Below are 23,169 nucleotides of genomic sequence, written 5' to 3'. Positions count from 1 at the left end.
AGGACCTACCCCGCGATCACCCCCACATGAACGGCGGGCGCTGGAAACGCCTGTCCGCTGCAGCCCGCCGCCGCCAGCCGTGGTGCCTCGATTGCGGAGCCGTCGACGACCTCACCACCGACCACATCGTGCCCGTCACCGAAGCACCCGAGCTGGCCTACGAGGCGGCCAACGTCGCCGTCCGTTGCCGCCCCTGCAACTCCAAGCGCGGCACCCACTGCACCGACACCGAACGCCAGGCCGTCCACAACGCCATCAACGCCAAAAAGGCCAGGAAGACCAGGGGACACACCCCCAAGGCAAGGGGAATCCGCCGCGGGGTTAAGGCGCAGGGGGCGTTACACACTGGGGGACTTTCAAGTTGAAAGCTGGCCCGAAGGCGTCAGTTGATCCGAGTCCGTTGCCGTGGCGGCCGCGGTCGGTGGGGTCTGCCCGGTTTGGGCGGTTTTGTGAGCGGTACATCGTCGTGCCCAAGGGCACCGGTGCTCGGTCTCCGTTGCGGTTGCGGAGCTGGCAGCGTGACCTGGTGGGGTCGGTGCTCGACAGTGACCCGCAGCCGCGTACGGCGGGGTGGATGCTGCCCAGGGGTCAGGGTAAGTCGTCGTTGGTGGCCGCGTGGGGCTTGTACGAGTTGTTCTGTGGTGGTGAGGGTGCCGTGGTGTGCGTGGTCGCCGTCGACGAGAGGCAAGCCGGCATCGTTTACGGCATCGCCCGGCGAATGGTCGAGCTGAACGGCCAGTTGGAGTCGCGCTGCCAGGTGTTCAAGGAACGGCTCGTGATTCCGGTTCGTGACGCGCAGTTTCACTGTCTGCCTGCGGAACCGAAGCGACTCGAAGGTCTCGATTACACGTTGGCGATTCTTGACGAGGCCGGCGTGGCCAACCGCGACAGCTATGAGGTGCTGACCTTGGCGCAGGGGAAGCGGGAGCGGTCGACGCTGGTGTGCATCGGCACACCGGGCCCGAACCTCGAGGATCAGGTCCTCCTCGACTTGCGTTCGTATGCGGCTGAGCATCCTGAGGATTCGTCGTTGGTGTGGCGGGAGTTTTCGGCGGCCGGCTTCGAGCACCACCCGGTCGACTGCGAGCACTGCTGGGACTTGGCCAATCCCGCCCTGGACGATTTTCTACATCGTGACGCGCTGCATGCGTTGTTGCCGCCGAAGACGCGGGAGGCGACGTTTCGGCGGGCCCGGTTGTGTCAGTTGGCCGCTGACACCCAGGGGGAATTTTTGCCCAGTGAGGTGTGGAATGACTTGTCGACGGGTGTGGGTGTGCCCGATCGGGCCGAGGTTGTGATCGCGCTTGACGGCTCGTTCTCCGACGACACCACCGCGTTGTTGGTCGGGACTGTCTCACCGGAACCGCATTTCGACACGATCGCCGTGTGGGAGCGCCCGCACCGCAAGGACACCGAGTACCGGGTTCCTATCGCCGACGTCGAAGACACGATCCGGGCGTGCTGCCGGCGTTGGCAGGTGACCGAGATCATCGCCGACCCTTTCAGGTGGACTCGCACCCTGCAAGCGCTGGAAGCCGAGAAGCTGCCGGTGGTGGAGTTTCCGCACTCGCCGGCCCGGTTGACCGCGGCCACCACCGACCTGTACAGCGCCGCGGTGAACGGTCGTATGTCGCATAGCGGTGACGCGAAGTTGGCCGCGCACGTCGGTGCGGCGTGCATTGTCGAGGACGCGCGCGGTATGCGGTTGTCCAAGGGGTCACGGTCACGCACCGCTCCCAAGATCGACCTGGCCGCCTGCCTGGTCATGGCCCACAGCCGCGCCACGTGGCGAGCAACCCATAAGAAGCGAAGGAAGACAAGGAGTTTCAGGTGAGCGAAGACAACGCATTATTGCTGAGCTTGATGCAGCGGCTCGACGAGCCGGCGGCCCGCTACAACGAACTGGGCCTGTATTACAAGGGAGAGCAACCGCTGGCTTTCTTATCCCCGGAGGCGAAACTTGCTCTGGGAGATAGGTTTGGGCGCATGGCATCTAACATTCCGCGCCTGGCCGTGACCGCGCTGGCCGAGCGGCTGCGGATCACCGGATTCGCAGGGGATGCCGCCGACCTTTGGGACGACTGGATCAGGAATGACCTCGACCAACTATCAGGTGTCGCGCACCGCGAAGCCCTCCTACTCGGCGACTCGTTCGTCATCGTGTGGGCTGACAAGCTCGGCCGCCCCAAAGTCACGATTGAGTCAGCGAAACAGGTTGTCGCCCAACACGACCCAGGAACCCGGCAGATTACCGCGGCTGCGAAACGGTGGGAGACGAAGACCACCACGGAAGTAATGCTCTATCAGCCGGACCTGATCAGCCACTACCGCGCCAACGCCACCGGGGCAACTACGGTGGGGTACAACCTTGTTGGGACGCTGGCGAATCCGCTTGGTGTCGTCCCGGTGGTCAACTTGCGCAATAGCGATCTGATTCTCAGTGAGCGGGGCTGCTCAGAGATCGACGACCTCAAACCGCTTGTGGACGCGCTCAACAAGGTACTAGTCGACATGATGACGACCTCGGAGTACACCGGCCGCCCGCGCCGTTGGGCAACAGGAATCGAACTCACCGAGGAACCGGTGCTCGACGACGACGGCAACCCGGTGCTCGACGAGGTCACCGGCGAGCCGGTCACCACCGAGGTGAATCCGATCCCTGAGGGCAACCGCGCAATGATCAGCGAAGAGCAGGGCGCGAAGTTCGGGCAGCTCGACGCGGCCACGCTCACCGGTTACGAAAACGCCGTCAACATTATTACCGCCCAAATCATGGCTGTCTCAGCGTGTCCCGCGCATTACATCGGGGTCATGACGGACAATCCGGCCTCCGCTGACGCGCTCCGGGCAGCCGAGGCATCACTGACGGCTCGTGCCGAAGCCCGGCAAGCCACCTTTGGCAGAGGCTGGGAACAGGTCGCCAAGCTCATGCTGGCGGTTCGTGACGGCCGCGACCCCATGCAGCTGGAAGCGCGGGTGCAGTGGGCTGACGCTGCCACCCGCAGCGTGGCTCAGGAGGCCGACGCGGTGGTGAAGCTGTATCAGGCCGGCCTGCTACCCGCCTCCTATGCGCTCGCGAAGCTCGGCTACTCGGACGATGAAATTGCGAAGATTCGAACAGCTCGGCGCGCCGAGGCACTCGACGCCGCCGGCGCTAACTTCCTACTGGCCGGGCCTGAGCCGAGGCCGGCCGCATGACACTCGTCGGGGACTACCAGGCCAGGACGGGAGCCCTGGCCGGCAGGACCGCGGCCCGCGTCGCCGAGGTGTACGCCGCGCTGCGGGCCGGGCACATCACCACCGAGGAAGCCGAGGAGCTGATCGCAGCGCTGGTGAACGCGGCCAACGCGGCAGCGTTCACCCTGGCCGACGCCTACGTTGCTTTGCAGATCGAGAGGGTGACGACGTTGCCGGCGCCGTCGACTGGCATCGCGCCGGTAGATGACTATGACCGGCTGCTACGAGCCGCCCATACGATCCTCGATGGGTTGATCGGAATGCTCAAACCACCTGCCGCCGGCGGTCAGCCTCGCGGGCGTGAACTTGCGCCCGACAGTGATCCCGTAGAGGTCGCCGGCATGCGGTTGGAGCGGCTGGCGCGCTCTGAACCGTTGGAGACCGGCCAAAACGCCGCCGTGGCCGCCATGATCGAACAACCGCTAGTAGAGGGCTGGACACGGCAGATGGACGACGACCCGTGCCAACTGTGCCAATGGTGGTGGCGTAATGGCCGTATCTGGCCGAAGGCTCACCCGTTTCAGCATCACAAAGGATGCAACTGCGCGCCGAAAATCGTTCTCGCCAAAAGCATTCAATCAACCCAGTACACCCGGCAACTCGAAAGGAACCAAGCATCATGACCGACACCAACACCGAGACAACCACGGTCGACAAAGCCGATGACACCGAGGACACCGCAAGTGACACCGAGCAGGTGACGGACGATCCTGGCGACCATGAGCAGCCCGACACGTTCCCACGCTCGTACGTTGAGGAGCTGCGCCAGGAGAACGGCCGCTACCGGCAGCGAGCCCAGCAAGCCGACCAGTACGCGCAACGGCTGCACACCGAGTTAGTCCGGGCCACCGGCAGGCTCGCCGACCCGACAGACTTGCCGTTCGATGCGGAGCACCTCGACGACGCCGACAAGATGGCGGCCGCGATCGACGACTTGCTGGCCCGCAAACCGCACCTCGTGAACCGGCGCCCGGTCGGTGACATCGGGCAAGGCGCAACACCATCCGGCGGCGGCACTGTCGACCTGGCCGCGATATTGCGGGAACAAGCCAAATAGGCGACACTTGAGATCGCATGGCGCGGCGTGGCTCGGCAGGCGCGGAAAGCGTCCAGTACCCGAGAATGAGAGGTAACAGCCATGCAGGTCAAAGCAACGCGCGTTCGGGAAATTGCGCTACAGCACGGATACCATGTGCACAGTCACCGCGGTGGCTATCTGATCGCCACGGCGGACACCAACTGCGTTGTCGCAGGCGGCGGCCCGGTCCCGTACAACATGACGTTGGGCGACGTTATGGAGTGGCTTGCGTCCTGACGCTAAACTGGTGGGGTCGGTCCTGGTGGCTAGGCCCCGTTTCGTCCTGGTGGCGTGGGATTCCCCCGAATCCACCTGACCTTCAACGTGAAGGTCACCGTCAACGTAAGGACATTCAATGGTCGAGACGACCGCCGCTAATCCGCAGTTGCTCGCCGATCAGGTCTCAGCGCTACTCGTGCAGCCCCTCGAAGCCGCCTCCGTCGTGTTGTCGTCCGGGCCGCGTATCTTCGACACCTCTGGGGTGTTGCGGATCCCGAAGCTCACAAAGTCGTCCACCGTCGGCTTCATCGGCGAGAACGAGTTGATTCCCTCCGATCATGACACGACCTTCGACGAGGTCGTTTTGATGCCGACCGACCGCAAGTCGATCAAGGTGATCGAGCGCTATAGCCGCGAGTTGGCCCGCCAAAGCGTGATCGGGATCGACGCCACCCTAAAGAACCGGCTGGTGAAGGTGGTTTCGGACAAGCTGGATACCGCGCTACTCACCGGCGCCGGCCAGGCCACCAATGAGGTACAGGTCGTCACGGTGACCGGTGACCCGTTCACGGTGTCGTTCCGCGGCGTGAGCACCGCGGACCTGGCCGACACCGCCGACGCGGCCACCGTCGAGGCTGCGCTGCAAGGCTTGTCGACGATCGGGGCTGGTAACGCCACCGTCGCCGGTAGCGCCGGCGGCCCCTACACTGTGACGTTCGCCGGCGCACTGGCCGCCACCGCCGTCGACGAACTGGAAGCCACCAACGCCACCGTGGCCACCAGCACCGAAGGCGAAGCCGCCAACGGCATCACTGGCCTGATCAACCAGCCTGGTGTACAAACCGGGACGCTCGATGTCGCCGACGCCGACAGCCTGCTGGACGCTATCGGCCTTGCCTCGGCCGCCGAAGTCATGCCGACGCGCTGGTTCGTCAACGGCTCGGATTTCATCGCGCTGCGCAAGCTCAAGGAAGACGCCACCTCGGCGAAATACCTCCTCGAATCCGACGTCACGTCCGGCCCCACCTACAGGCTCTTCGGGGTACCCGTCACCGTCACCAACAAGCTCAAGCCCGGCGTGGCGATCCTGGCTGACGTCTCGCAAGTGGCGGTTGCGCGCGACATGGCCCCGAGTGTGACGCTTCTGTCCGAGTTGTACGCGGATTACGACCAGATCGGGATTCGGGTGGTGACCCGTTATGACCTGGGATTGCTACACCCGCAAGCCGTCATCGTCCTCACGGCCGCCTAATGGCCGCGGTCACTGAGGCTGACGTCGCCGGGCTGCTGGCCACCACGATCGGCAGCCCTGGCGCCGCCATCCCGATTATCACGGCGCTGGCCAAGTCCTACACCCGCGGCCGCGGCTTCGACGACGGCCCCAACTCCGACGAACCCAACGCGGAGATCGCCGCCGTCATCACCACCGCCTCCGCACGGCTCGCGGCTAACAGCCGTCAACTCAACGCCAGCACCACCACGCCGGACATCACCATCGACAAACGGACGTTCTTCAGCGGCTGGACGTTGGCCGAGCTCGCCGTGCTGAACCGGTACAGGGTGCGCGCCCAATAGCCAGGTGGCCCCGGCGGCGTCAAACCCGGTCAGTCGACATAGCACGGGCAAGGGCACCTCATGACGCCGGCCTCCTCCGGTGAGGGTGTACCTGCGCCGCCGGGACCGCCCGCCGACTTCTCAGTCTCCACTTTCCTGATACAAACGACCGCAAATCACGCCGTATTCGTACATACTGTTATGGACTGCCGGCATCGAATAGTGTTGGTGCCCAACACGATAACGGACTCTAGTGAACGCGCTCGGGCTACCTCAATACTTGAATAGGTCAGGAGTTCGATTCTCCTAGGCGGCTCCATCTTTGCAGGTCAGGTCGGTATATCACCCGGCCTGTTGCTCTTTAATGGCCTGAAGGCGCGGATAGGGCGCGAATACTCGTCCAGGGCGGCGGTGTAGTCGGGCACCGTCACGGACCGCTCGACGTAGTGCCGCCGGGTGATCTCGCTGCCGCTGTGCCCGGCCTGCTGGGCCGCGGCTCCCAGCCCTATCGAGCGTTCCACCGCGGTGACGACGGACTTGCGGATCGAGTGCGGGACAACCCATTTGAAGTCCTCTCCGCGGATCGCCCGCCAGTGGGTGCGGACGTTGGCCTCGGATTGGCGGGTGCCGCGCCGGGCCGGAAACACCGGGTCGAACGGGATGACCAGTGCCCGCTGCTCGCGCAAAGCTGCGGCTCCGAACTCCGGGATGGTGACGGTGTAGGGGCCCCACCGGCCTTGCGTCCAGTCACCTGGTGGGATTTCTTGTCGAGCCGGTGGGACGCCGTCGATTACAGGGCCAACGAGACATGATGGTCGTACATCAGCGGTGGAGAACCGTGCTGTGCTTGACGGTCAACTTCCTGCAATGTCAGCGCTGTCGACTATCCTGGTCAGGACCACCAAATGAGATGAAGTGTTTGTCCAGGCGACCGAGTTGCAGAAGGTGAAGCGGCGCTTCAGGAATGTCAGGGCAACTCGCCGCAACACCGAGCTGGAGGGCACCCGCAGCACCGCCGCCACCCGTGCCGATCAGAACGACTACGCCCGCGGCAAGATCACGGCAGCCGAGTTGGGTGAGCGCGTCCGCCGCCGGTACAACATCCAGTAACCGGGGTGGAGTGCCGCATCCATGGGACACCGGCGATCACGAACGGAATTGGCAGGGCTACTTCATCCCCGCTATGTCCGTCTTGAGGAACCGGGTCGGCGCTCGAACGCATGCCGAACTGCGTGACGCCGAGAACGACCTCGTTGAGGCCCGGGTGATCGAACTCCGCGAGGATCCCAATCTGCTGGGCGACCGCACAGATCTCGCATACCTGCGGGCGATTCACCGCTAGCTGTTCCAGGACATTTACGTCTGGGCGGGAGATCTGCGGACAGTCGGCATCGAGAAGGAGGACGAGTCTTTCTGCGCGCCGGGCGGCATCAGTCGGCCCATGGAGCATGTGGCTGCGGAGATCTACCAGCTCGACCGGCTCAGAGCGGTCGGCGAAGGTGATCTCGCTGGCCAGGTCGCATACCGGTACGACTACGTGAACTATGCCCACCCGTTCCGCGAGGGCAACGGCCGCTCGACCCGCGAGTTCTTCGATCTCCTGTTGTCCGAACGCGGTTCTGGCCTCGACTGGGGGAAGACCGACCTGGAAGAGTTGCACGGCGCTTGTCACGTGGCGCGCGTCAACTCTGATCTCACGGGCCTGGTCGCGATGTTCAAGGGGATCCTCGACGCCGAGCCCACTTACGACTTCTGATCGCACTAACCTCCTGATGCCGATCAGCGATACCGAACGTTGTGCCACGCCGCGCCGTCCAGCCGGTGTCATGGCGGGTCTCTTCACGCCCCCGGCTTCCGGTGCCGCGACACTTCAGCGTGCTGCGCGAGATGCTGCCCCGGACGCGCGCTGGCTACTCGCGGTCTCCGACCGCAACGGGATCGTCAGCACTTCGGCGACGACGTGCAACTACCCGCCCGCTGCGAAAGACTCTGCGCAAGACGGGTTTAGGCACGCACTGGCCGCTGCCATCGCTGCGGACATCGATGAAGCACTCCGTCACGGCTACGGAGATCTGCTTGAGCTTGCGTACCCGCTCATGAGCTGGCCGCGCCGGGGCGTTTTTGGCGGGCCGACCCCGGCCCCACGTGGGCTCGCTACGCGACAGTGCCCGCCCCGGACAGTTCACGTTGACCGGGTGAGGCCAAACGGCGCCGAGCGTGCACTGAGGGCGAGATTCCGGCCGATTCTCCGCCCTCAGTTCACGCTGGGCGACGGCACTAACGGGCTGCCCTTGGCCGCGTGCACCAAGACGGGTGCATACGTGCCGCACTTGCCATACTCACCCATCGCGGTGGACCCCCAACCCAGTGCCAGTCAACAAGGGCCTTCCTGATGGATTGGTGCCAGCAACCTCCATCATGCGAAGAGATTCCCTATTGGTTGTCAAGGGGTTCTGCATCTGATGTGGGTGCGTGTTTTGGGCACTATGTCAACGGCAACCGAAAACTGATCAGGTGTCGGCAATCGAAAATTGACCAGCTTGGTTTCATTGGTCGTCGGCCGTGACGGTGGGGACGCGGCCGAGGTCTCGGTCTTTGATGCGGTAGCTGTCTCCTTTGAGTGCGATGACTTCGGCGTGGTGCACGAGTCGGTCGATCATGGCCGCGGCTACGACGTCGTCGCCGAACACTTCGCCCCCACGCCCGAAGGGCTTATTTGACGTGACGATGAGGCTGGCCCGTTCGTAGCGGGACGACACCAATTGGAAGAACAGGTTGGCGGCTTCGGGTTCGAAGGGGATGTAGCCCACTTCGTCGACGACCAGCAGCGGGTATCGGGCCAGCCGAATCAGTTCAGATTGCAGGGTGCCGCTGTGGTGGGCGGCGGCCAGACGATCAACCCATTGCGAGGCGGTGGCGAATAGGACGCGGTGGCCGGCCTGGCAGGCGCGGATCGCGATCCCGATTGCTAGGTGGGTTTTCCCGGTTCCTGGTGGACCGAGGAACACCACATTGTCTTTGGCGGTGACGAAGTCCAGGGTGCCCAGATGCGCTATGGTGTCGCGTTTGAGACCGCGGGCGTGGTCGAAGTCGAACTCCTCCAACGACTTGCGCGATGGGAAGCGGGCGGCCCTGATGCGTCCTTCGCCGCCGTGGGATTCGCGGGCCGACACCTCGCGTTGCAGACACGCTGCGAGGAACTCCTCATAGCTCCAAGTCTCGGTGCGGGCGCGGTCAGCGAGCCGCTCGATGGCCCCGCACAGGGTGGGGGCTTTCAGCGCCCGGGTCAGATACGCCAGCTCGGCGGCCACATCGCGGCTGTTGGTAGCGGTCTTGGCTGCCATCACGCCACCGGCCCGTCAAGGCCCAACACGGTGTCGTAGGTGGTCAGGAGACGTTGTTCGACCTCAACGTGGTGGGGTGGACCGACGATGTCGAACCGTTTGCGTCGCAGCAGTTTGGCGGCCACGACATGCCCGGGATCGCTGATCGTCTGGTGTTTGGCCCAGATGCGGTCATGATCGGCGACCAGGGTGCCGCCACACCAGACCCGGACCCGGCTCAGATCTGCGGTGATCTCGATGCGCCGGCCGATCGCGACCGGATGCACCGAGTAGTCGTTGCCGTCGAGGCGCACGTAATGATCGCGCGGCAGCCGTGTCGAGGTTCGCCACCCGATGCTGGGCCCGACCGGCGGCAATGTCAGCATCGCTGCGGTATCGGCCTCGATGCGATCTGCCGGTCGACATCCCAGCACTCGGTGCTGGCGGTGATTGGCCCGCACCAGCCAGGCCTGTAACTGGGTATTGAAATCCGCCGGAGAGGCAAAGACCCGACCCGGCAAGAACGCCCGCTCCAGGTAGTCGTGGAAACGTTCGACCAGCCCCTTGGCTTCGGGATCACCAGGTTTACAGATCCACACTTTGGCGGCCAGGGTGCCGCGGAAGGCATGGCATGCCGCAGTCAGTTCAGGTTGGCGCGCCCGCCACCGCCCGACCGCGCCCTCGCCGTCCCACACCAACACCCTTGGAACGGCGCCCAACGTCGAAAGATGCTGCCACCACCCGGCATACAAGTCTTCGGCGGTGCGTGTCGGGATCAACAGCGCCGAGGCCCACCGCGAATACCCACACACCATGGTCAGCACAGGTAACGCCGTGGCGGTGCGGACCTGGCCGTACCCCACCGGCACAACGACATCGGGGAACCAGAAGTCGCACTGCCCGATCTCACCGGCCACATACGTCGTACGCGACGCCGGATCCGGCGGCAGATACAGCGGCCGCAACTCGCGTACTCGCCCGCTGAGCGTCCGGATCGAATACGACCAACCGATCCGCTCGGCGATCACCGTCGCAGGCATCCGCGGATAGGCTGCCAACAACTCCCGGATCCGCGGCTCGGCCTCATCTGCAACCGAGCCCTTCGCCGCACGCTGGTACTTCGGCGGCCCATCGGAGGCCAACGCCGACTTCACCGTGTTCCGCGAAATCTTCAACACCCGCGCGATCTCCGAAATCGGCAACCGCTCCGACCGGCGCAACCGCCGGATCTCGGCCCAATCCTCCACGCTCAACACTCGCTTCCTCCTTGGCCCATAGCCAAGGCTCTCCAGGAAGCTGGTCAATTTTCAGTTGCCGCGCTCTGGTCAGTATTCAGTTGCCGCCGACACACCTACAAGAGATACAAGCCTGATTACCGCCAAGATCATCTCGGTGATACTGCTGGTGCAGCTCATCGAGCCGGTCGCTTTCTGCATTGGCTTCGAGCATCCACCGACCATTCGCAACTGCATGAGCGTGCGAACTCAATGGCCGGTTGATTGTTGTATGCGTTGTGCTGCAACGCTTTAACGAACCACTACGGACGGTCGAATACGCGCGGCCGCCACGTTTGAGCGGCTGTGGCGACCGGCGTTGAGGTCAGGCCGGTGCCAGAAATCCCACCGGCGCCGCCGCGATGCACAACGAAAGCGCGGTGGTGTTGGCTCGCACCGTGATTGCGTCGCCGGCCCCTGGTAGCCGGGCGTACACCCGGTTGAGTCCCGGATGCACCGGAACCTTCTGTTCAGGTCCGTCAGAAAGTGCCAGCGCCATCGAGCCGTCGCTGTTGGCCAGGTAGTTGAGTTCGACGGTCCAGTCGCCGGGCAGCAACGGGCCGTCGAGGATCAGACGTTCCGGCCGGTCCGGCTGGACGAAGTAGCCGCACTGCGGCACCGGCCCCGCGATGATCGTCCGGACCCAGGTCACTTTTGCGTCGACCAGCCGACCCGTGCTGGTGAACATTCTCAATTGTGTTGTTGTCGTAGCGAATTCCGGTCGGACGCGCAGCAGGGCGAACATGTGGCTGGCCAAGTTCTCCGGCCAGGCCACTCGTTGCAACACCAGCGGATCGACTTCCTGATCCAGTAGCGGCGCACCTGACGCGGCCGCGGCCAGACTTGCCTGGGCGTTCTTCAGGTATCCCTCGGTGGGGTTGTCACGCCAACTGGCCAGAAACGTCGCGGTCGAATACAGGCTGCTGGTCAAAAACAACACGGCCGCAACGACTGTCGCAACGGCTCGGGCCGGCGAGGCGTCCAGCCAGCGCGTGCCGGCGCGATTGGGTGCCTGCAGCGCGACGGCGGCTAGCAACGCCAGCACGACGACAAGATCCGGGAAGTACCGGAGGGTCTGGGCCAACTCGAGCGCGGTGAACGGCGACGAGCGCATCAGAAAGATCGGCACCTGGCAGGCCACCGCGTAGCCGGCCGCGGTCAGCCACACCGGGCCGATGCGTTGCTTGCGGACCAGCGACAGCGCAAGCACTGCGATCAACACCAGCCAGCCGAGCACCATCACCCCCGCCGGGGGAGTGGCCCACGGGGATGCCGGAGCCCAGCGCGCCCAGTCCCACGGCCCGCCGGCCAGTGCCGGCACTATGCCGTGGGTGACCGAACGGCGCAGCAGATCCCACGTCATCGACAGATCGGAACTCCATCGCCGTTGATCCACCACCGCCAGGTAAAGGGCCACCCAGCCGACGGTCAGCGCCAGCGACGGCGTCCACAACCGGACACCGGCCCGCCACACCGTCGCCAAAGCTGACCGGTCGCCGCGCACATGGCACTGCAGCGCGGCCACCGCGAAGGAGACGAACGGGATCACCGCGGCCTTCTCGAAGAACAGCAGGCCACCGAGGTAAACCAGCACACCGGTGGCGGCGTAGCGGTGGTTGCCGGTACGCACCAGCAGGATGGCATCGGCGCACACCCACGCCAGCGCGGCCAGCATCGGCAGCGAGTTGAGCGCAGCCGCCCACCACGTGAACCCCGGCACCGCTAGCGGTGTGAACAGCGCGAACGTCAATGGGATCAGGAGTACCGGCCGCCAGCTCGATATCACATACAACGCGCGCAGCAACGCCAGCGACGCCAGCAGCTGCAGCACCACCAGGCTGATCGCTGGTCCGGTCCACACCAGGGGTGCCACCCGGATAATGGCGCCCGCAACCAGGAAGGCACCGGGCATCACGTGGCCGTCGTGGTCGTCGAACAGGTACGACGGCGACAACAGGCCCCCAGTGCCGGCCCTGCCGAGGAGGATCAAGTCGTCCCAATAGAAATAGCCCCCAAATGCCAGCACCGCGCGAACCACCAGCTGCACCGTGATCAGCAATACGGCGACCAGGGCGACCCGAGGCATACGGGGCGCTGGCATGGGCCGCCGGTATGGTGGGCCGGTGCGCGCACTGGTCACTGGGGCGGCCGGATTCATCGGCTCGACGTTAGTCGACCGGTTACTGGCAGATGGTCATTCGGTGGTGGGCTTGGACAACTTCGCGACCGGCCGGGCGACCAACCTCGAGCATCTGGCCGACAACCCCGCACACGTCTTCGTCGAAGCCGACATTGTGACCGCCGATCTACACGCCATCCTCGAGCAGCACCGGCCCGAGGTGGTATTCCACCTGGCGGCCCAGATCGATGTCCGCCGTTCGGTGGCTGACCCGCAATTCGACGCCGCGGTCAATGTCATCGGCACGGTGCGCCTAGCCGAGGCCGCGCGGCAGACCGGTGTCCGCAAGATCGTGCACACCTCCTCGGGAGGATCGATCTATGGCACCCCGCCGGAGTATCCAACCCCTGAGACAGCGCCCACCGATCCGGCCTCGCCGTATGCCGCGGGCAAAGTGGCCGGCGAAATCTACCTGAACACCTTTCGACATCTCTACGGCCTGGACTGCTCGCATATCGCACCGGCAAACGTCTACGGTCCTCGCCAGGACCCACACGGTGAAGCGGGTGTGGTGGCGATCTTCGCGCAGGCGCTGCTCTCGGGCAAACCCACCAGGGTGTTCGGCGACGGCACCAATACACGCGACTATGTGTTTGTCGACGACGTGGTCGACGCGTTTGTCCGGGTGTCCGCGGACGTCGGCGGTGGGCTGCGCTTCAACATCGGCACCGGTAAGGAAACGTCGGACCGCCAACTGCATTCGGCGGTGGCCGCGGCTGTCGGCGGGCCCGACGACCCTGAGTTCCACCCGCCGCGGCTGGGCGATCTTAAGCGGTCCTGCCTTGACATCGGCTTAGCCGAACGGGTTTTGGGCTGGCGTCCGCAGATCGAGTTGGCCGACGGCGTGCGTCGCACGGTCGAGTACTTCCGGCACAAGCACACTGATTGATCAGAGCCTGACCGAAGTCTGCAGACGGTCCGCTACGGCGTCCAAGAACGGATGCCGGTCGGCGTCGAGATAGTCGGCCGGCGGTCGCCAGTCGATTCGGCCCATCTTTCCGGCGTATAGCCCGTAGCCGATCAGTTCCTGTAGCCGAGGTTCAAAGCGGCGCACCAACTCTCGCGGGATGGACAGCTGTTGATTGACCTGCTGGCGCACGAACCCCACGCAGAAGTTGATGGTCAATGCCGGCCGCGGGGCATCGGTGCGGTTCGCTGCGGCGGTATGCCACAGGCTGCCATTCCAGATCAACGCGTCGCCCGCCTTGATCTCGACCGGCTTGCCCTCCGGGTATGGCGGCGACGGCCGCTCGGGCCAGCGATGTGAACCGGGCACCACTTGGGTGGCGCCGTTGTCGGCGGTGAAATCGCACAGCGCGATCAACGCGTTGCACAGCAGCGGTTGATGCGGACGCGGCAGCGGATACATTTCGTCGTCGCAGTGCAAGCGCTGAGCCACCGCCCCTGGCAGCTGGTTGCTCGTCATACACCACGACAACAGGCAGTCGCGGCCGAGCACACCCTCGATGACCGGCAGCAGCTTGGGGTGTACCGGCAGCGCCTCATAGCGGGTGCCGTGCAGCAACAAGTTGTCGATGCGCACCCAGTCGTGGTCGACCCGGTCGACCGGGACATGGCCGGGCCGCGCCAGGCCCTTGACGACGGTTGTGGAGTTGGCGATGACGGTCGGTAGCTCCCGTTCCAGCCGACGGGTATCCGCTAGGTATGCGGCAACCGAATCGGCGTCGAGGACATCCTCGACTACGGTGTAACCGAACTCGTCGATCTCGCCGACCAGGCGTTCGACCGATGAGCTCTGGGTCATCAGGCCGGCAGCAGGTCTATTTCCGGTTCGCCCTCGTCGCGGTCGTCAGATGATGTGGTGACGTCGTCAGGGTCGGACATATCGCCTCCTGCTGGTCAGAGATGCAGTAACTCTAAGAACTGTAGGCCGCCGGGTCCTTCCTGGCTACGGTCTGCGCAGATCGAATCGCGGCTTAATTCGGGCGCCTGTGCGCCCTCAAGTGGCTGGGTCTTACCGGCACTGTTCGGGCGCCTGTGCGCCCTCAAGTGCCAGAGCCCGGGCGATGCGTGCGTAGCGTAACTCGAGGTCCTTGAACCGCATGTAGGTGCTCAGTGTGGTGAAACTGAACGCCATCACCAGTGCGTAGAGCATCAGGTCGGTGCCGCGGCGCACCCCAAACCAGTTTGCGACCACTGTGGTGTCGTCCGGTCTCAGCACGGCATAGATGCCGGCGAGCACGAACAAGACATAGCCCACCTTGACCCAGGCACGCGACCGCGCGCTTCGGCGCGACCGCAACAGGTAGAACAGCAACCCGATGATCGACGCGATCAACAGCACCTGGATCCAGTTCATCGTGGCATCCTCCCTCGCAGAAACCCGTCGAAAATGATGTTGACGCCGTTGAGCAGCGGTTGGCCTTTCGACTTCGAATACTCGGTGTAGAGCACCTCGACCGGTTCTTCCGCTACCCGCCAATGGTTTTCGGCGATCAACATGATGAACTCGGTGGCGTGGCTCATGCCGCTCATGGTGATGTTCAGCCCGTCGGCCACGGTCTTGTTGAACACCCTCAGGCCATTGTTGGTGTCGGTCAAGCCAAGTCGGCGGCCTCGACGGCTCAACCGCGCTCCTGTCTGCAGCACGATCCGCTTCATCAGTGGCGGTCGGCTGGCCGAAGCTTTGCCCACGGGCCGGCCGAACCGCGTTCCGATCACCACATCGACGTCACCTGCGCCGAGCCGGTCGACCATTGCGGCCACGTCTTTGACGCGGTGCTGGCCGTCGCCGTCAAAGGTGGCAAAGACCTGGGCGCCCGGCTGCTTGCGGGCGTACTCGATTCCGGTCTGAATGGCCGCCCCCTGGCCCAGGTTGATCGGATGGCGTACGAGGTGAGCACCGGACCGCCGGGCGATGTCGCCGGTGCCGTCGGTGCTGCCGTCGTCCACGCAGACGACGTGGTCGAAGACTGACCGCACATCGGTGACGACCTTGCCGATCACGGCGGCTTCGTTGAAGGCGGGAATGACGACCCAGACGTCCGAGTAGTGCGTTTCAGTGTCCATTTTCGAGGCCATTTAAGCCCACAAGTTACACGTTGGTCCGGGGCTGATCGGCCGCTTACTCGTCCGTCCGCGCCAGCGCCACCAAATGGACGCCGATTCCCACCAGCGGACCGCATAACAACGCGACCACGGTGCGGGTCTCCAAGGACAGCGGCAGCAGCAGCAACAAGCCCGACCCAACCGTCGCACCAACCCAGCCCAGCGAATACGCCCGGTGCAGTGCGGCCGCGACCGCGGCGGCACCGGTGAGTGTCAGCATTGCGATCGCCACCGCGGCCGCCGTCAACCAGGCCAGCAACGCGCTGCTGGACTGGTATTCCGACCCGAACGCGACGCGCATAATCCATGGACCTACGACGCCGGCCGCCAGCATCCCGACCGCGCCAATGCCGCCGATGAGCGCCGCCGGCGCGATTAGCGCCCGAATCCGCTCGGCGCGTTCATCGACGAAATGCGCGATGAGGTTGCCTTGCATGGCGGTCAGTGGCACCAGCAGTGGTGCCCGGGTTAACGTCACCGCAAGGATGACAACGCCTCCCTGCGCGCCCAGTTCATTGGAGGTTAGCTTCAGCAAGACCGGAAACCCCATCACCAATATCGCGCTGGCACCGGCCGCGGTGATCGAATGGGCGGCGCCCCTCAGGAATGTCGCAGTAGCGCCGGGCGTCATCAAGCGGGCCGCCGCGCGTGTCGGGGGTGAGGTCATCAACATGATCAGCCAGGCAACCGAACCCGCCACGGTTGCCCAGATGAACCCGACCAGCTGCCATCCGATCACGAACGTGGCCGCAGCGACCACCACCCGGATGACCGCGTCGGCCACCATCAGCGCGCCGTACTGGGTCCACCGGTTGGTGCCGGCCAGCATGCCCAGCAGGGTGGCGTGTAGGCAAAACCCAGCCAGCCCGATGCTGAGCAATGCGACCGATAGCCACCGCGCCTCGGCGAATACCCGCCCGCTCCACAACGGTGAGCTACCAGCGATCACGACCAACGAGCCGAGGCCGACCATCCCGGAGACCCGCAGCGGATGGGTACGGCGGCAGTCTGCAGAGACGTCCAAGTACCCCAGCGAGCGGACCTCGCGGGTGGTTTCTTGCAGCAGGCCGTTGGCGGCCCCGGTGACCAGTCCGAATGCGCCCCAGAACACCCCGAATACCGAGAAGCCGCTGGGAGCCAGGTTGCGGGCGGCCAGATAAATCACCGCGTAGCCGCACAGCGCGGTAACCGCGGTCGCCGTGCCGACCCGGGCTACGCTGCCGCTTGCGATAGCTCCGCCAGAGGCTCCCGAGGAGCCAACAGGAGATGCCGTATCGCCGACTTCGGTCACCGCGGGGGCGCTAACGGCCAACCGACATGGATCGTCACGACTGAAAATAGTAGGCGGGCCGGTTGGCCGCGCTGCGCGGCACGAGCCTGACCAATTGATGTCGGTTCGTCGCTATTGTGGGGTTTTTCCTCGGAAGGATCCATGTCAACGTTCCGCATCTTCGGCTTCTCGCTGCTGATGACGGTGGTGGCGTTGGTTACCGGATATTTGCACGGCGGGCCGACCGCCCTGTTCTTGCTGGCGGTGCTGGCGCTCCTTGAGGTATCGCTGTCGTTCGACAACGCCATCATCAACGCCGCGATTCTGCAGCGGATGAGCCCGTTTTGGCAGCGGATGTTCCTGACCATCGGGATTCTTATTGCGGTGTTCGGGATGCGGCTGGTGTTCCCGCTGGTCATCATCTGGACCACCGCGGGCCTGGACCCCGTCCGCGCGATGGAGCTGGCGCTTCGTCCACCGGCCCATGGCGCGCTGGAATTTGCGGACGGATCGCCCAGCTATGAAAAGCTGATCACCGCGGCGCATCCGCAGATCGCGGCGTTCGGCGGCATGTTCCTGCTGATGCTTTTCCTGGACTTCGTCGTTCACGACCGCGATATCAAGTGGCTGAAGTGGATTGAGGTCCCCTTTGCCCGCATCGGTCGACTCGGTCAGGTCCCGGTGATAGTGGCCAGTGTTGGGTTGGTCCTTGCCGGCGCGCTGTTGACACACTCCAGCGATCAGCGGGGTACGGTGCTGGTCGCCGGCCTTTTGGGAATGGTGACCTATCTTATCGTCAACGGGATCAGCCGGGCGTTCCGGCCGGCGGGGTTGGATGAAGCCACGCCGGGCGCGCAGGCGAGGCAGGCGGCCGGAAAGGCTGGCTGCGCGTTGTTCCTGTATCTGGAGGTGCTCGACGCCGCCTTCTCTTTCGACGGCGTCACCGGGGCCTTTGCTATCACTACGGACCCGATCATCATCGCGCTCGGCCTTGGTGTGGTGGGTGCGATGTTTGTCCGGTCGATCACGATCTATCTGGTGCGACAGGACACACTGGACCGGTACGTGTACCTGGAACACGGCGCACACTGGGCGATTGGCGCGCTCGCCATAATCTTGTTGTTGTCCATCGACCACCGATTCGCCGTCCCCGAGTGGGTCACCGCTTCGGTGGGGGTGGTTTTTATCGGGGCGGCGTTCACCGAGAGTGTGCGGCGCAATCGCCTAACAGTCAGGTCCCCCACGAAGTTCGGATCATGACCGGCGGAGGGTGCCAAGGCGCGGGGCCGGGCGCCCTAAGCCCAAATCAGCGTGTGCCGGCCTTGAAGCGCTCCACTGAACGCTGCACCTCTGCCTCGGCTTCGGCGCGGTCGACCCAGTCGGCCGCCTTGACGAACTTGCCTGGTTCCAGGTCCTTGTAGTGCACAAAGAAATGCTTGATCGCATCCAGCTCGAAAGCCGGAACGTCCCCGATGTCTTGGACGTGGTCCCACCGGGGGTCACCGGCTGGGACGCACAGCACTTTGTCGTCGCCGCCGTGCTCGTCGACCATCCGGAACATCCCCACCGGCCGCGCCGCCACCAGCACCCCGGGGAAGACCGGCTGTGGTAGCAGCACCAGCGCGTCCAGCGGGTCGCCATCGTCGCCCAGGGTGTCCTCGATGAAGCCGTAGTCGGTCGGGTAGGCCATCGGGGTGTACAGGTACCGGTCCAGACGAACCCGCCCCGTCTCATGGTCGACCTCGTACTTGTTGCGCTGGCCCTTGGGAATTTCGATGGTCACGTCGAATTGCACGCGTCGGCTCCTTCAGATCAGAGTGCATGGGACAACGGGGAGGTCCAATGCGTCCGTGGACACCCTAGTCGAGCCGGTACCGTCGCAGCGTCGCCCGGCCGGTTCGGCAGAATGGGACCGGAAAGGCAGGAGAGCTCATGGGTCCCACACGCTGGCGGAAATCCACGCACGTGGTCGTCGGCGCGGCCGTGCTGGCGTTTGTCGCCGTTGTGGTGGCGGCCGCAGCGCTGGTCACCACTGGTGGTCACCGGGCTGGCGTGCGTGCCCCCGTGCCTCCACCGCGGCCACCCACAGTCAAGGCGGGAGTGGTCCCTGTGGCGGACACCGCTGCGACACCGAGTGCCGCTGGCGTGACCGCGGCGCTTGAGGTGGTGGCGGCCGATCCCGATCTGGGCAAGTTAGCAGGTCGGATCACCGATGCCCTGACCGGACAAGAACTTTGGCAGCGGCTAGACGACGTGCCCTTGGTGCCGGCTTCGACCAACAAAATCCTGACGGCGGCGGCGGCTCTGCTGACACTGGACCGACAGGCCCGGATCAGCACGCGGGTGGTGGCAGGCGGCCAGAACCCCCAGGGACCTGTCGTGTTGGTGGGCGCGGGCGATCCGACGCTGTCGGCAGCGCCGCCCGGTCAGGACACCTGGTATCACGGCGCGGCTCGCATCGGTGACCTCGTCGAACAAATTCGCCGCAGCGGTGTGACGCCCACCGCCGTGCAGGTGGACGCCTCGGCGTTTAGCGGTCCGACGATGGCGCCGGGTTGGGATCCGGCCGATATCGACAACGGTGACATCGCGCCGATCGAAGCGGCGATGATCGACGCCGGGCGTATCCAGCCGACCACCGTCAATTCGAGACGGTCCCGCACCCCGGCGCTGGATGCCGGTCGGGAGTTGGCCAAAGCCCTTGGCCTGGACCCCGCGGCGGTGACGATCGCATCGGCTCCGGCCGGCGCGCGGCAGCTGGCCGTGGTGCAGTCGGCGCCGTTGATCCAGCGACTGTCTCAGATGATGAACGCCTCCGACAATGTGATGGCCGAGTGCATCGGCCGCGAGGTAGCGGTCGCGATCAACCGGCCGCAGAGCTTTAGTGGCGCGGTCGACGCGGTGACCAGCCGATTGAACACCGCACACATCGACACCGCCGGCGCTGCGCTGGTGGATTCCAGTGGATTGTCGCTCGACAACCGCCTGACCGCTCGGACGCTCGATGCAACGATGCAGGCCGCGGCTGGACCCGACCAGCCCGCGTTGCGGCCGCTGCTGGATCTGCTACCGATCGCCGGTGGCAGTGGCACGCTGGGCGAGCGCTTCCTCGACGCGGCCACCGACCAGGGTCCGGCCGGGTGGTTGCGGGCCAAGACCGGCTCGCTGACCGCGATCAACTCGCTAGTCGGGGTGCTCACCGACCGTAGCGGCCGAGTGCTCACCTTCGCGTTCATCTCCAACGAAGCCGGTCCCAACGGTCGCAACGCGATGGACGCTCTGGCCACTAAGTTGTGGTTCTGCGGGTGCACGACGTGACCGGAGCGTCCGAGCTGACACTGGGGAACACGGTCGATTGGGAATTTGCGGCCAGCGTCGGGGAGCGGCTGGCCCGGCCCGCTCCGCCGTCCACCGAATACACCCGTCGCCAGGTGATCGACGAGCTGACCGTCGCGGCGGAGAAGGCCGAGCCGCCGGTGCGCGACGTCACCGGTCTGATCGCCGACGGTGTGGTGCCGCCGGCCCGTGTCGTCGACCGGCCGGCGTGGATTCGCTCGGCCGCCGAATCGATGCGGGCGATGACGCACGGAAGCGCCAAACCGCGGGGGTTTCTCACCGGTCGGATCACCGGTGCGCAGACCGGTGCCGTGCTGGCGTTTGTGGCCTCGGGCATCCTCGGCCAGTACGACCCGTTCGGAGCCGCCGAAGAAGGCTGCTTGCTGCTGGTATATCCCAATGTGATCGCCGTCGAGCGTCAACTGCGGGTCGAGCCGTCCGATTTCCGGTTGTGGGTGTGCCTGCACGAGGTCACCCACCGAGTCCAGTTCACCGCCAACCCCTGGCTGTCCGGCTACATGTCGCAGGCGCTAAACCTGTTGACCTTCGAACCCGTTGACGACATCGGGCGGGTGATGAGCCGGCTGGCGGACTTCGTCCGCAGCCGTGGACACGGTACCGACGATTCCGCGGTCAACCCGTCGGGCATTCTGGGCCTGGTGCGAGCCGTGCAATCCGAGCCGCAACGTAAGGCCTTAGACCAGCTGCTGGTACTTGGCACGCTGCTGGAAGGCCATGCCGAGCATGTGATGGATGCGGTCGGACCGATGGTGGTGCCCTCGGTGGCCACCATCCGCCGCCGCTTCGACGACCGTCGTCATCACAAACAGCCGCCGCTGCAGCGGCTGGTGCGAGCTCTGCTGGGCTTCGACGCCAAGCTCAGCCAGTACACCCGGGGCAAGGCATTCGTCGACCATGTGGTCGACCGGGCGGGAATGAAGCTGTTCAACACGATCTGGTCGGGCCCCGAGACGCTGCCGTTGCCTGCCGAGATCGAAAACCCGCAGCGATGGATCGACAGGGTGCTGTAGCGCAGCTGCGTGCGGCTGCGGAGCAGTTCGCTCGGGTCCATCTCGACGCCTGCGACCGTTGGACCGTGGGGCTCTCCGGCGGCCCGGACTCGTTGGCGCTCACCGCTGTAGCTGCACGGCTGTGGCCCACCACCGCACTGATCGTGGACCACGGTCTGCAGCCCGGCTCGGCCACGGTCGCGGAAACAGCTCGCATACAAGCGATTTCGCTGGGATGTGTGGATGCGCGGGTGCTTCGCGTTCAGGTGGGCGGGGCCGGCGGCCGGGAGGCGGCGGCGCGCAGCGCCCGCTACTCGGCATTGGAGGCGCACCGCGATGGCCCGGTGCTGCTGGCCCATACGCTCGATGATCAGGCCGAGACGGTGTTGTTGGGGCTTGGCCGTGGTTCGGGGGCCCGGTCGATCGCCGGCATGCGTCCGTACGATCCGCCCTGGTGCCGGCCGCTGCTGGGGGTGCGCCGCAGCGTGACACATGCGGCCTGCCGGGAGCTGGGCCTGACCGCCTGGCAGGATCCGCACAACACCGACCGCCGCTTCACCCGAACCCGATTGCGCACCGAAGTGCTGCCACTGCTGGAGGACGTGCTGGGCGGAGGTGTGGCCGAAGCGCTGGCCCGCACCGCGACAGCGTTGCGCGAGGACACTGACCTGATCGACACGATCGCTGCGCAGGCGCTACCCGGAGCCGCTGTTGCTGGCTCACAGGGACAGGAGCTGAGTACCAGCGCCTTGACCGCGCTGCCGGATGCGGTGCGGCGCCGGGTTATTCGGGGCTGGCTGCTGGCCGGCGGCGCGACCGGACTGACCGACAGGCAGATCCGCGGAGTGGACCGGCTGGTCACCGCGTGGCGCGGTCAGGGCGGGGTAGCGGTTGGGTCCACGTTGCGTGGTCAGCGACTGGTCGCCGGGCGGCGCGACGGCGTACTTGTGTTGCGGCGCGAGCCCGTTTGACGCCCGCGTTGGTCGTTGGTCCCGCGGCGTGGCACGCTGTGCACGTGACCCAGAGCTCCTCGGCGATCACCCCCGGGCAGACGGCGGAGCTTTATCCGGGGGACATCAAGTCGGTGCTGCTCACGGCCGAGCAGATTCAGGCCCGTATCGCCGAGCTCGGCGAACAGATCGGCAACGACTACCGCGAGCTGTCCGCTACCACCGGCCAGGATCTGCTGCTGATCACCGTGCTGAAGGGCGCGGTGCTCTTCGTTACCGACCTGGCGCGCGCGATTCCCGTGCCGACCCAGTTCGAGTTCATGGCGGTGAGTTCGTATGGGTCATCGACATCCTCGTCGGGCGTGGTGCGGATCCTCAAGGACCTCGACCGCGACATCCACGGCCGCGATGTGCTGATCGTCGAGGACGTCGTCGACTCCGGCCTGACGCTTTCGTGGTTGTCGCGGAACCTGACGAGCCGGAATCCGCGGTCATTGCGGGTGTGCACGCTGCTGCGCAAGCCCGATGCGGTGCACGCCAACGTCGAAATCGCGTACGTGGGTTTCGACATTCCCAACGACTTCGTCGTGGGCTACGGCCTGGACTATGACGAACGCTACCGTGACCTGTCATACATCGGGACGCTGGACCCCAGGGTCTATCAGTAGGC

General features: G+C 65.2%; 24 protein-coding genes and 1 pseudogene. 16 read left to right on the top strand and 9 right to left on the bottom strand.

Translation table 11 applies throughout. From position 1 onward, the window contains the following. Nucleotides 1-26 precede the first annotated feature (26 nt). The 8 genes from MCAN_RS22000 (at nt 27) to MCAN_RS19175 (ending at nt 6,109) form a co-directional block, all read left to right on the top strand. Complete coding sequence (locus MCAN_RS22000; protein WP_145974193.1) at nt 27-365, top strand: HNH endonuclease; 339 nt, start codon at nt 27-29, stop codon at nt 363-365. Further along, the gene (locus tag MCAN_RS19200; protein WP_041180168.1) at nt 362-1,834 is read left to right on the top strand and encodes a terminase large subunit domain-containing protein; all 1,473 of its coding nucleotides are present in this window, start codon (nt 362-364) and stop codon (nt 1,832-1,834) included. Before MCAN_RS22000 ends, MCAN_RS19200 begins: the two co-directional genes overlap by 4 nt. A 29-nt stretch (nt 1,835-1,863) precedes the next feature. Next, entirely contained in the window at nt 1,864-3,198 is a 1,335-nt protein-coding gene (locus tag MCAN_RS19195) for a phage portal protein (RefSeq protein ID WP_014001853.1), read from the top strand. Beyond that, nucleotides 3,195-3,860, top strand: coding sequence for a hypothetical protein (locus MCAN_RS19190; protein WP_014001852.1), 666 nt, complete (start codon nt 3,195-3,197; stop codon nt 3,858-3,860). Before MCAN_RS19195 ends, MCAN_RS19190 begins: the two co-directional genes overlap by 4 nt. Further along, the gene (locus tag MCAN_RS19185) at nt 3,857-4,294 is read left to right on the top strand and encodes a hypothetical protein (RefSeq protein ID WP_014001851.1); all 438 of its coding nucleotides are present in this window, start codon (nt 3,857-3,859) and stop codon (nt 4,292-4,294) included. The genes MCAN_RS19190 and MCAN_RS19185 overlap by 4 nt, the downstream gene beginning before the upstream one ends. A gap of 81 nt (nt 4,295-4,375) precedes the next feature. After that, nucleotides 4,376-4,552, top strand: a complete 177-nt coding sequence (locus MCAN_RS22760) for a hypothetical protein (protein WP_158309804.1) — start codon at nt 4,376-4,378, stop codon at nt 4,550-4,552. Nucleotides 4,553-4,670: 118 nt separating this feature from the next. After that, nucleotides 4,671-5,786, top strand: coding sequence for a phage major capsid protein (locus MCAN_RS19180; RefSeq protein ID WP_014001850.1), 1,116 nt, complete (start codon nt 4,671-4,673; stop codon nt 5,784-5,786). Next, a complete protein-coding gene (locus MCAN_RS19175; protein WP_014001849.1) occupies nt 5,786-6,109 on the top strand; it encodes a hypothetical protein in 324 nt (107 codons plus the stop codon). Before MCAN_RS19180 ends, MCAN_RS19175 begins: the two co-directional genes overlap by 1 nt. A 308-nt stretch (nt 6,110-6,417) precedes the next feature. Here the strand turns inward: MCAN_RS19175 and MCAN_RS19170 are convergent, their stop codons facing one another. Next, nucleotides 6,418-6,609 carry a hypothetical protein gene (locus MCAN_RS19170; protein WP_014001848.1) on the bottom strand — a complete coding sequence of 64 codons (192 nt, stop codon included), beginning with the start codon at nt 6,607-6,609 and terminating at the stop codon, nt 6,418-6,420. Nucleotides 6,610-7,003: 394 nt separating this feature from the next. Here MCAN_RS19170 and MCAN_RS19165 point away from each other — a divergent pair, with 394 nt between their 5' ends. Continuing rightward, nucleotides 7,004-7,198: an antitoxin VbhA family protein gene (locus MCAN_RS19165; RefSeq protein ID WP_003419627.1), complete on the top strand. Its 195-nt coding sequence runs from the start codon at nt 7,004-7,006 to the stop codon at nt 7,196-7,198. A gap of 10 nt (nt 7,199-7,208) precedes the next feature. Further along, a pseudogene (locus MCAN_RS19160) lies at nt 7,209-7,844 on the top strand (Fic/DOC family protein). Between the two features lie 790 nt (nt 7,845-8,634). Here the strand turns inward: MCAN_RS19160 and istB are convergent. The 3 genes from istB to MCAN_RS19140 form a co-directional block, all read right to left on the bottom strand. Beyond that, entirely contained in the window at nt 8,635-9,432 is a 798-nt protein-coding gene (gene istB / locus MCAN_RS19150) for an IS21-like element helper ATPase IstB (RefSeq protein ID WP_014001846.1), read from the bottom strand. Further along, entirely contained in the window at nt 9,432-10,667 is a 1,236-nt protein-coding gene (gene istA, locus MCAN_RS19145) for an IS21 family transposase (RefSeq protein ID WP_014001845.1), read from the bottom strand. Before istA ends, istB begins: the two co-directional genes overlap by 1 nt. A gap of 343 nt (nt 10,668-11,010) precedes the next feature. Then, nucleotides 11,011-12,786, bottom strand: a complete 1,776-nt coding sequence (locus MCAN_RS19140) for a hypothetical protein (RefSeq protein WP_014001844.1) — start codon at nt 12,784-12,786, stop codon at nt 11,011-11,013. Between the two features lie 22 nt (nt 12,787-12,808). On the opposite strand from MCAN_RS19140, the gene galE1 reads away from it, so the two are divergent. Continuing rightward, nucleotides 12,809-13,753: a UDP-glucose 4-epimerase gene (gene galE1, locus MCAN_RS19135; RefSeq protein WP_014001843.1), complete on the top strand. Its 945-nt coding sequence runs from the start codon at nt 12,809-12,811 to the stop codon at nt 13,751-13,753. On the opposite strand, the gene MCAN_RS19130 is transcribed toward galE1, so the two are convergent. The 4 genes from MCAN_RS19130 to MCAN_RS19115 all read right to left on the bottom strand — a co-directional run bounded on the left by MCAN_RS19130 (nt 13,754) and on the right by MCAN_RS19115 (nt 17,245). After that, a complete protein-coding gene (locus MCAN_RS19130) occupies nt 13,754-14,629 on the bottom strand; it encodes a phytanoyl-CoA dioxygenase family protein (RefSeq protein WP_014001842.1) in 876 nt (291 codons plus the stop codon). It lies immediately after the preceding gene. Nucleotides 14,630-14,839: 210 nt separating this feature from the next. Next, a complete protein-coding gene (locus tag MCAN_RS19125) occupies nt 14,840-15,184 on the bottom strand; it encodes a DUF2304 domain-containing protein (RefSeq protein WP_003419590.1) in 345 nt (114 codons plus the stop codon). Then, complete coding sequence (locus tag MCAN_RS19120) at nt 15,181-15,906, bottom strand: glycosyltransferase family 2 protein (RefSeq protein ID WP_003419585.1); 726 nt, start codon at nt 15,904-15,906, stop codon at nt 15,181-15,183. Before MCAN_RS19120 ends, MCAN_RS19125 begins: the two co-directional genes overlap by 4 nt. A 43-nt stretch (nt 15,907-15,949) precedes the next feature. After that, nucleotides 15,950-17,245: a hypothetical protein gene (locus tag MCAN_RS19115; RefSeq protein ID WP_014001841.1), complete on the bottom strand. Its 1,296-nt coding sequence runs from the start codon at nt 17,243-17,245 to the stop codon at nt 15,950-15,952. 120 nt (nt 17,246-17,365) lie between these two features. On the opposite strand from MCAN_RS19115, the gene MCAN_RS19110 reads away from it, so the two are divergent. Then, nucleotides 17,366-18,463, top strand: a complete 1,098-nt coding sequence (locus MCAN_RS19110; RefSeq protein ID WP_014001840.1) for a DUF475 domain-containing protein — start codon at nt 17,366-17,368, stop codon at nt 18,461-18,463. 46 nt (nt 18,464-18,509) lie between these two features. On the opposite strand, the gene ppa is transcribed toward MCAN_RS19110, so the two are convergent. Next, entirely contained in the window at nt 18,510-18,998 is a 489-nt protein-coding gene (ppa, locus tag MCAN_RS19105) for an inorganic diphosphatase (RefSeq protein ID WP_014001839.1), read from the bottom strand. Nucleotides 18,999-19,135: 137 nt separating this feature from the next. Here ppa and dacB point away from each other — a divergent pair, with 137 nt between their 5' ends. From dacB to hpt, 4 genes are read left to right on the top strand one after another with little or no spacing between them, the layout of a single operon-like run. After that, nucleotides 19,136-20,521 (top strand): D-alanyl-D-alanine carboxypeptidase/D-alanyl-D-alanine endopeptidase, encoded by a 1,386-nt coding sequence (gene dacB / locus MCAN_RS19100; RefSeq protein WP_014001838.1) that lies wholly within the window; start codon nt 19,136-19,138, stop codon nt 20,519-20,521. Further along, complete coding sequence (locus tag MCAN_RS19095) at nt 20,518-21,570, top strand: zinc-dependent metalloprotease (RefSeq protein WP_014001837.1); 1,053 nt, start codon at nt 20,518-20,520, stop codon at nt 21,568-21,570. The genes dacB and MCAN_RS19095 overlap by 4 nt, the downstream gene beginning before the upstream one ends. Beyond that, nucleotides 21,549-22,520, top strand: a complete 972-nt coding sequence (gene tilS / locus MCAN_RS19090) for a tRNA lysidine(34) synthetase TilS (protein ID WP_014001836.1) — start codon at nt 21,549-21,551, stop codon at nt 22,518-22,520. Before MCAN_RS19095 ends, tilS begins: the two co-directional genes overlap by 22 nt. Then, nucleotides 22,517-23,167 (top strand): hypoxanthine phosphoribosyltransferase, encoded by a 651-nt coding sequence (hpt, locus tag MCAN_RS19085; RefSeq protein WP_003419558.1) that lies wholly within the window; start codon nt 22,517-22,519, stop codon nt 23,165-23,167. The genes tilS and hpt overlap by 4 nt, the downstream gene beginning before the upstream one ends. Nucleotides 23,168-23,169: the final 2 nt, after the last annotated feature.

It is taken from the genome of Mycobacterium canetti CIPT 140010059 (assembly GCF_000253375.1).
GTDB classification, from domain to species: domain Bacteria; phylum Actinomycetota; class Actinomycetes; order Mycobacteriales; family Mycobacteriaceae; genus Mycobacterium; species Mycobacterium tuberculosis.
This window is presented reverse-complemented; position numbering and strand designations above follow the sequence as displayed.

Coding starts and splice junctions, on each gene's coding strand:
- MCAN_RS19120 (WP_003419585.1), bottom strand. CDS start 15,906: ATGGCCTCGAAAATGGACACTGAAACGCACTACTCGGACGTCTGGGTC.
- MCAN_RS19175 (WP_014001849.1), top strand. CDS start 5,786: ATGGCCGCGGTCACTGAGGCTGACGTCGCCGGGCTGCTGGCCACCACG.
- MCAN_RS19140 (WP_014001844.1), bottom strand. CDS start 12,786: ATGCCAGCGCCCCGTATGCCTCGGGTCGCCCTGGTCGCCGTATTGCTG.
- MCAN_RS19130 (WP_014001842.1), bottom strand. CDS start 14,629: ATGACCCAGAGCTCATCGGTCGAACGCCTGGTCGGCGAGATCGACGAG.
- MCAN_RS19125 (WP_003419590.1), bottom strand. CDS start 15,184: ATGAACTGGATCCAGGTGCTGTTGATCGCGTCGATCATCGGGTTGCTG.
- MCAN_RS19110 (WP_014001840.1), top strand. CDS start 17,366: ATGTCAACGTTCCGCATCTTCGGCTTCTCGCTGCTGATGACGGTGGTG.
- istB (WP_014001846.1), bottom strand. CDS start 9,432: ATGGCAGCCAAGACCGCTACCAACAGCCGCGATGTGGCCGCCGAGCTG.
- MCAN_RS19180 (WP_014001850.1), top strand. CDS start 4,671: ATGGTCGAGACGACCGCCGCTAATCCGCAGTTGCTCGCCGATCAGGTC.
- MCAN_RS19195 (WP_014001853.1), top strand. CDS start 1,864: ATGCAGCGGCTCGACGAGCCGGCGGCCCGCTACAACGAACTGGGCCTG.
- tilS (WP_014001836.1), top strand. CDS start 21,549: ATGGATCGACAGGGTGCTGTAGCGCAGCTGCGTGCGGCTGCGGAGCAG.
- MCAN_RS19185 (WP_014001851.1), top strand. CDS start 3,857: ATGACCGACACCAACACCGAGACAACCACGGTCGACAAAGCCGATGAC.
- MCAN_RS22760 (WP_158309804.1), top strand. CDS start 4,376: ATGCAGGTCAAAGCAACGCGCGTTCGGGAAATTGCGCTACAGCACGGA.
- MCAN_RS19190 (WP_014001852.1), top strand. CDS start 3,195: ATGACACTCGTCGGGGACTACCAGGCCAGGACGGGAGCCCTGGCCGGC.
- dacB (WP_014001838.1), top strand. CDS start 19,136: ATGGGTCCCACACGCTGGCGGAAATCCACGCACGTGGTCGTCGGCGCG.
- MCAN_RS22000 (WP_145974193.1), top strand. CDS start 27: ATGAACGGCGGGCGCTGGAAACGCCTGTCCGCTGCAGCCCGCCGCCGC.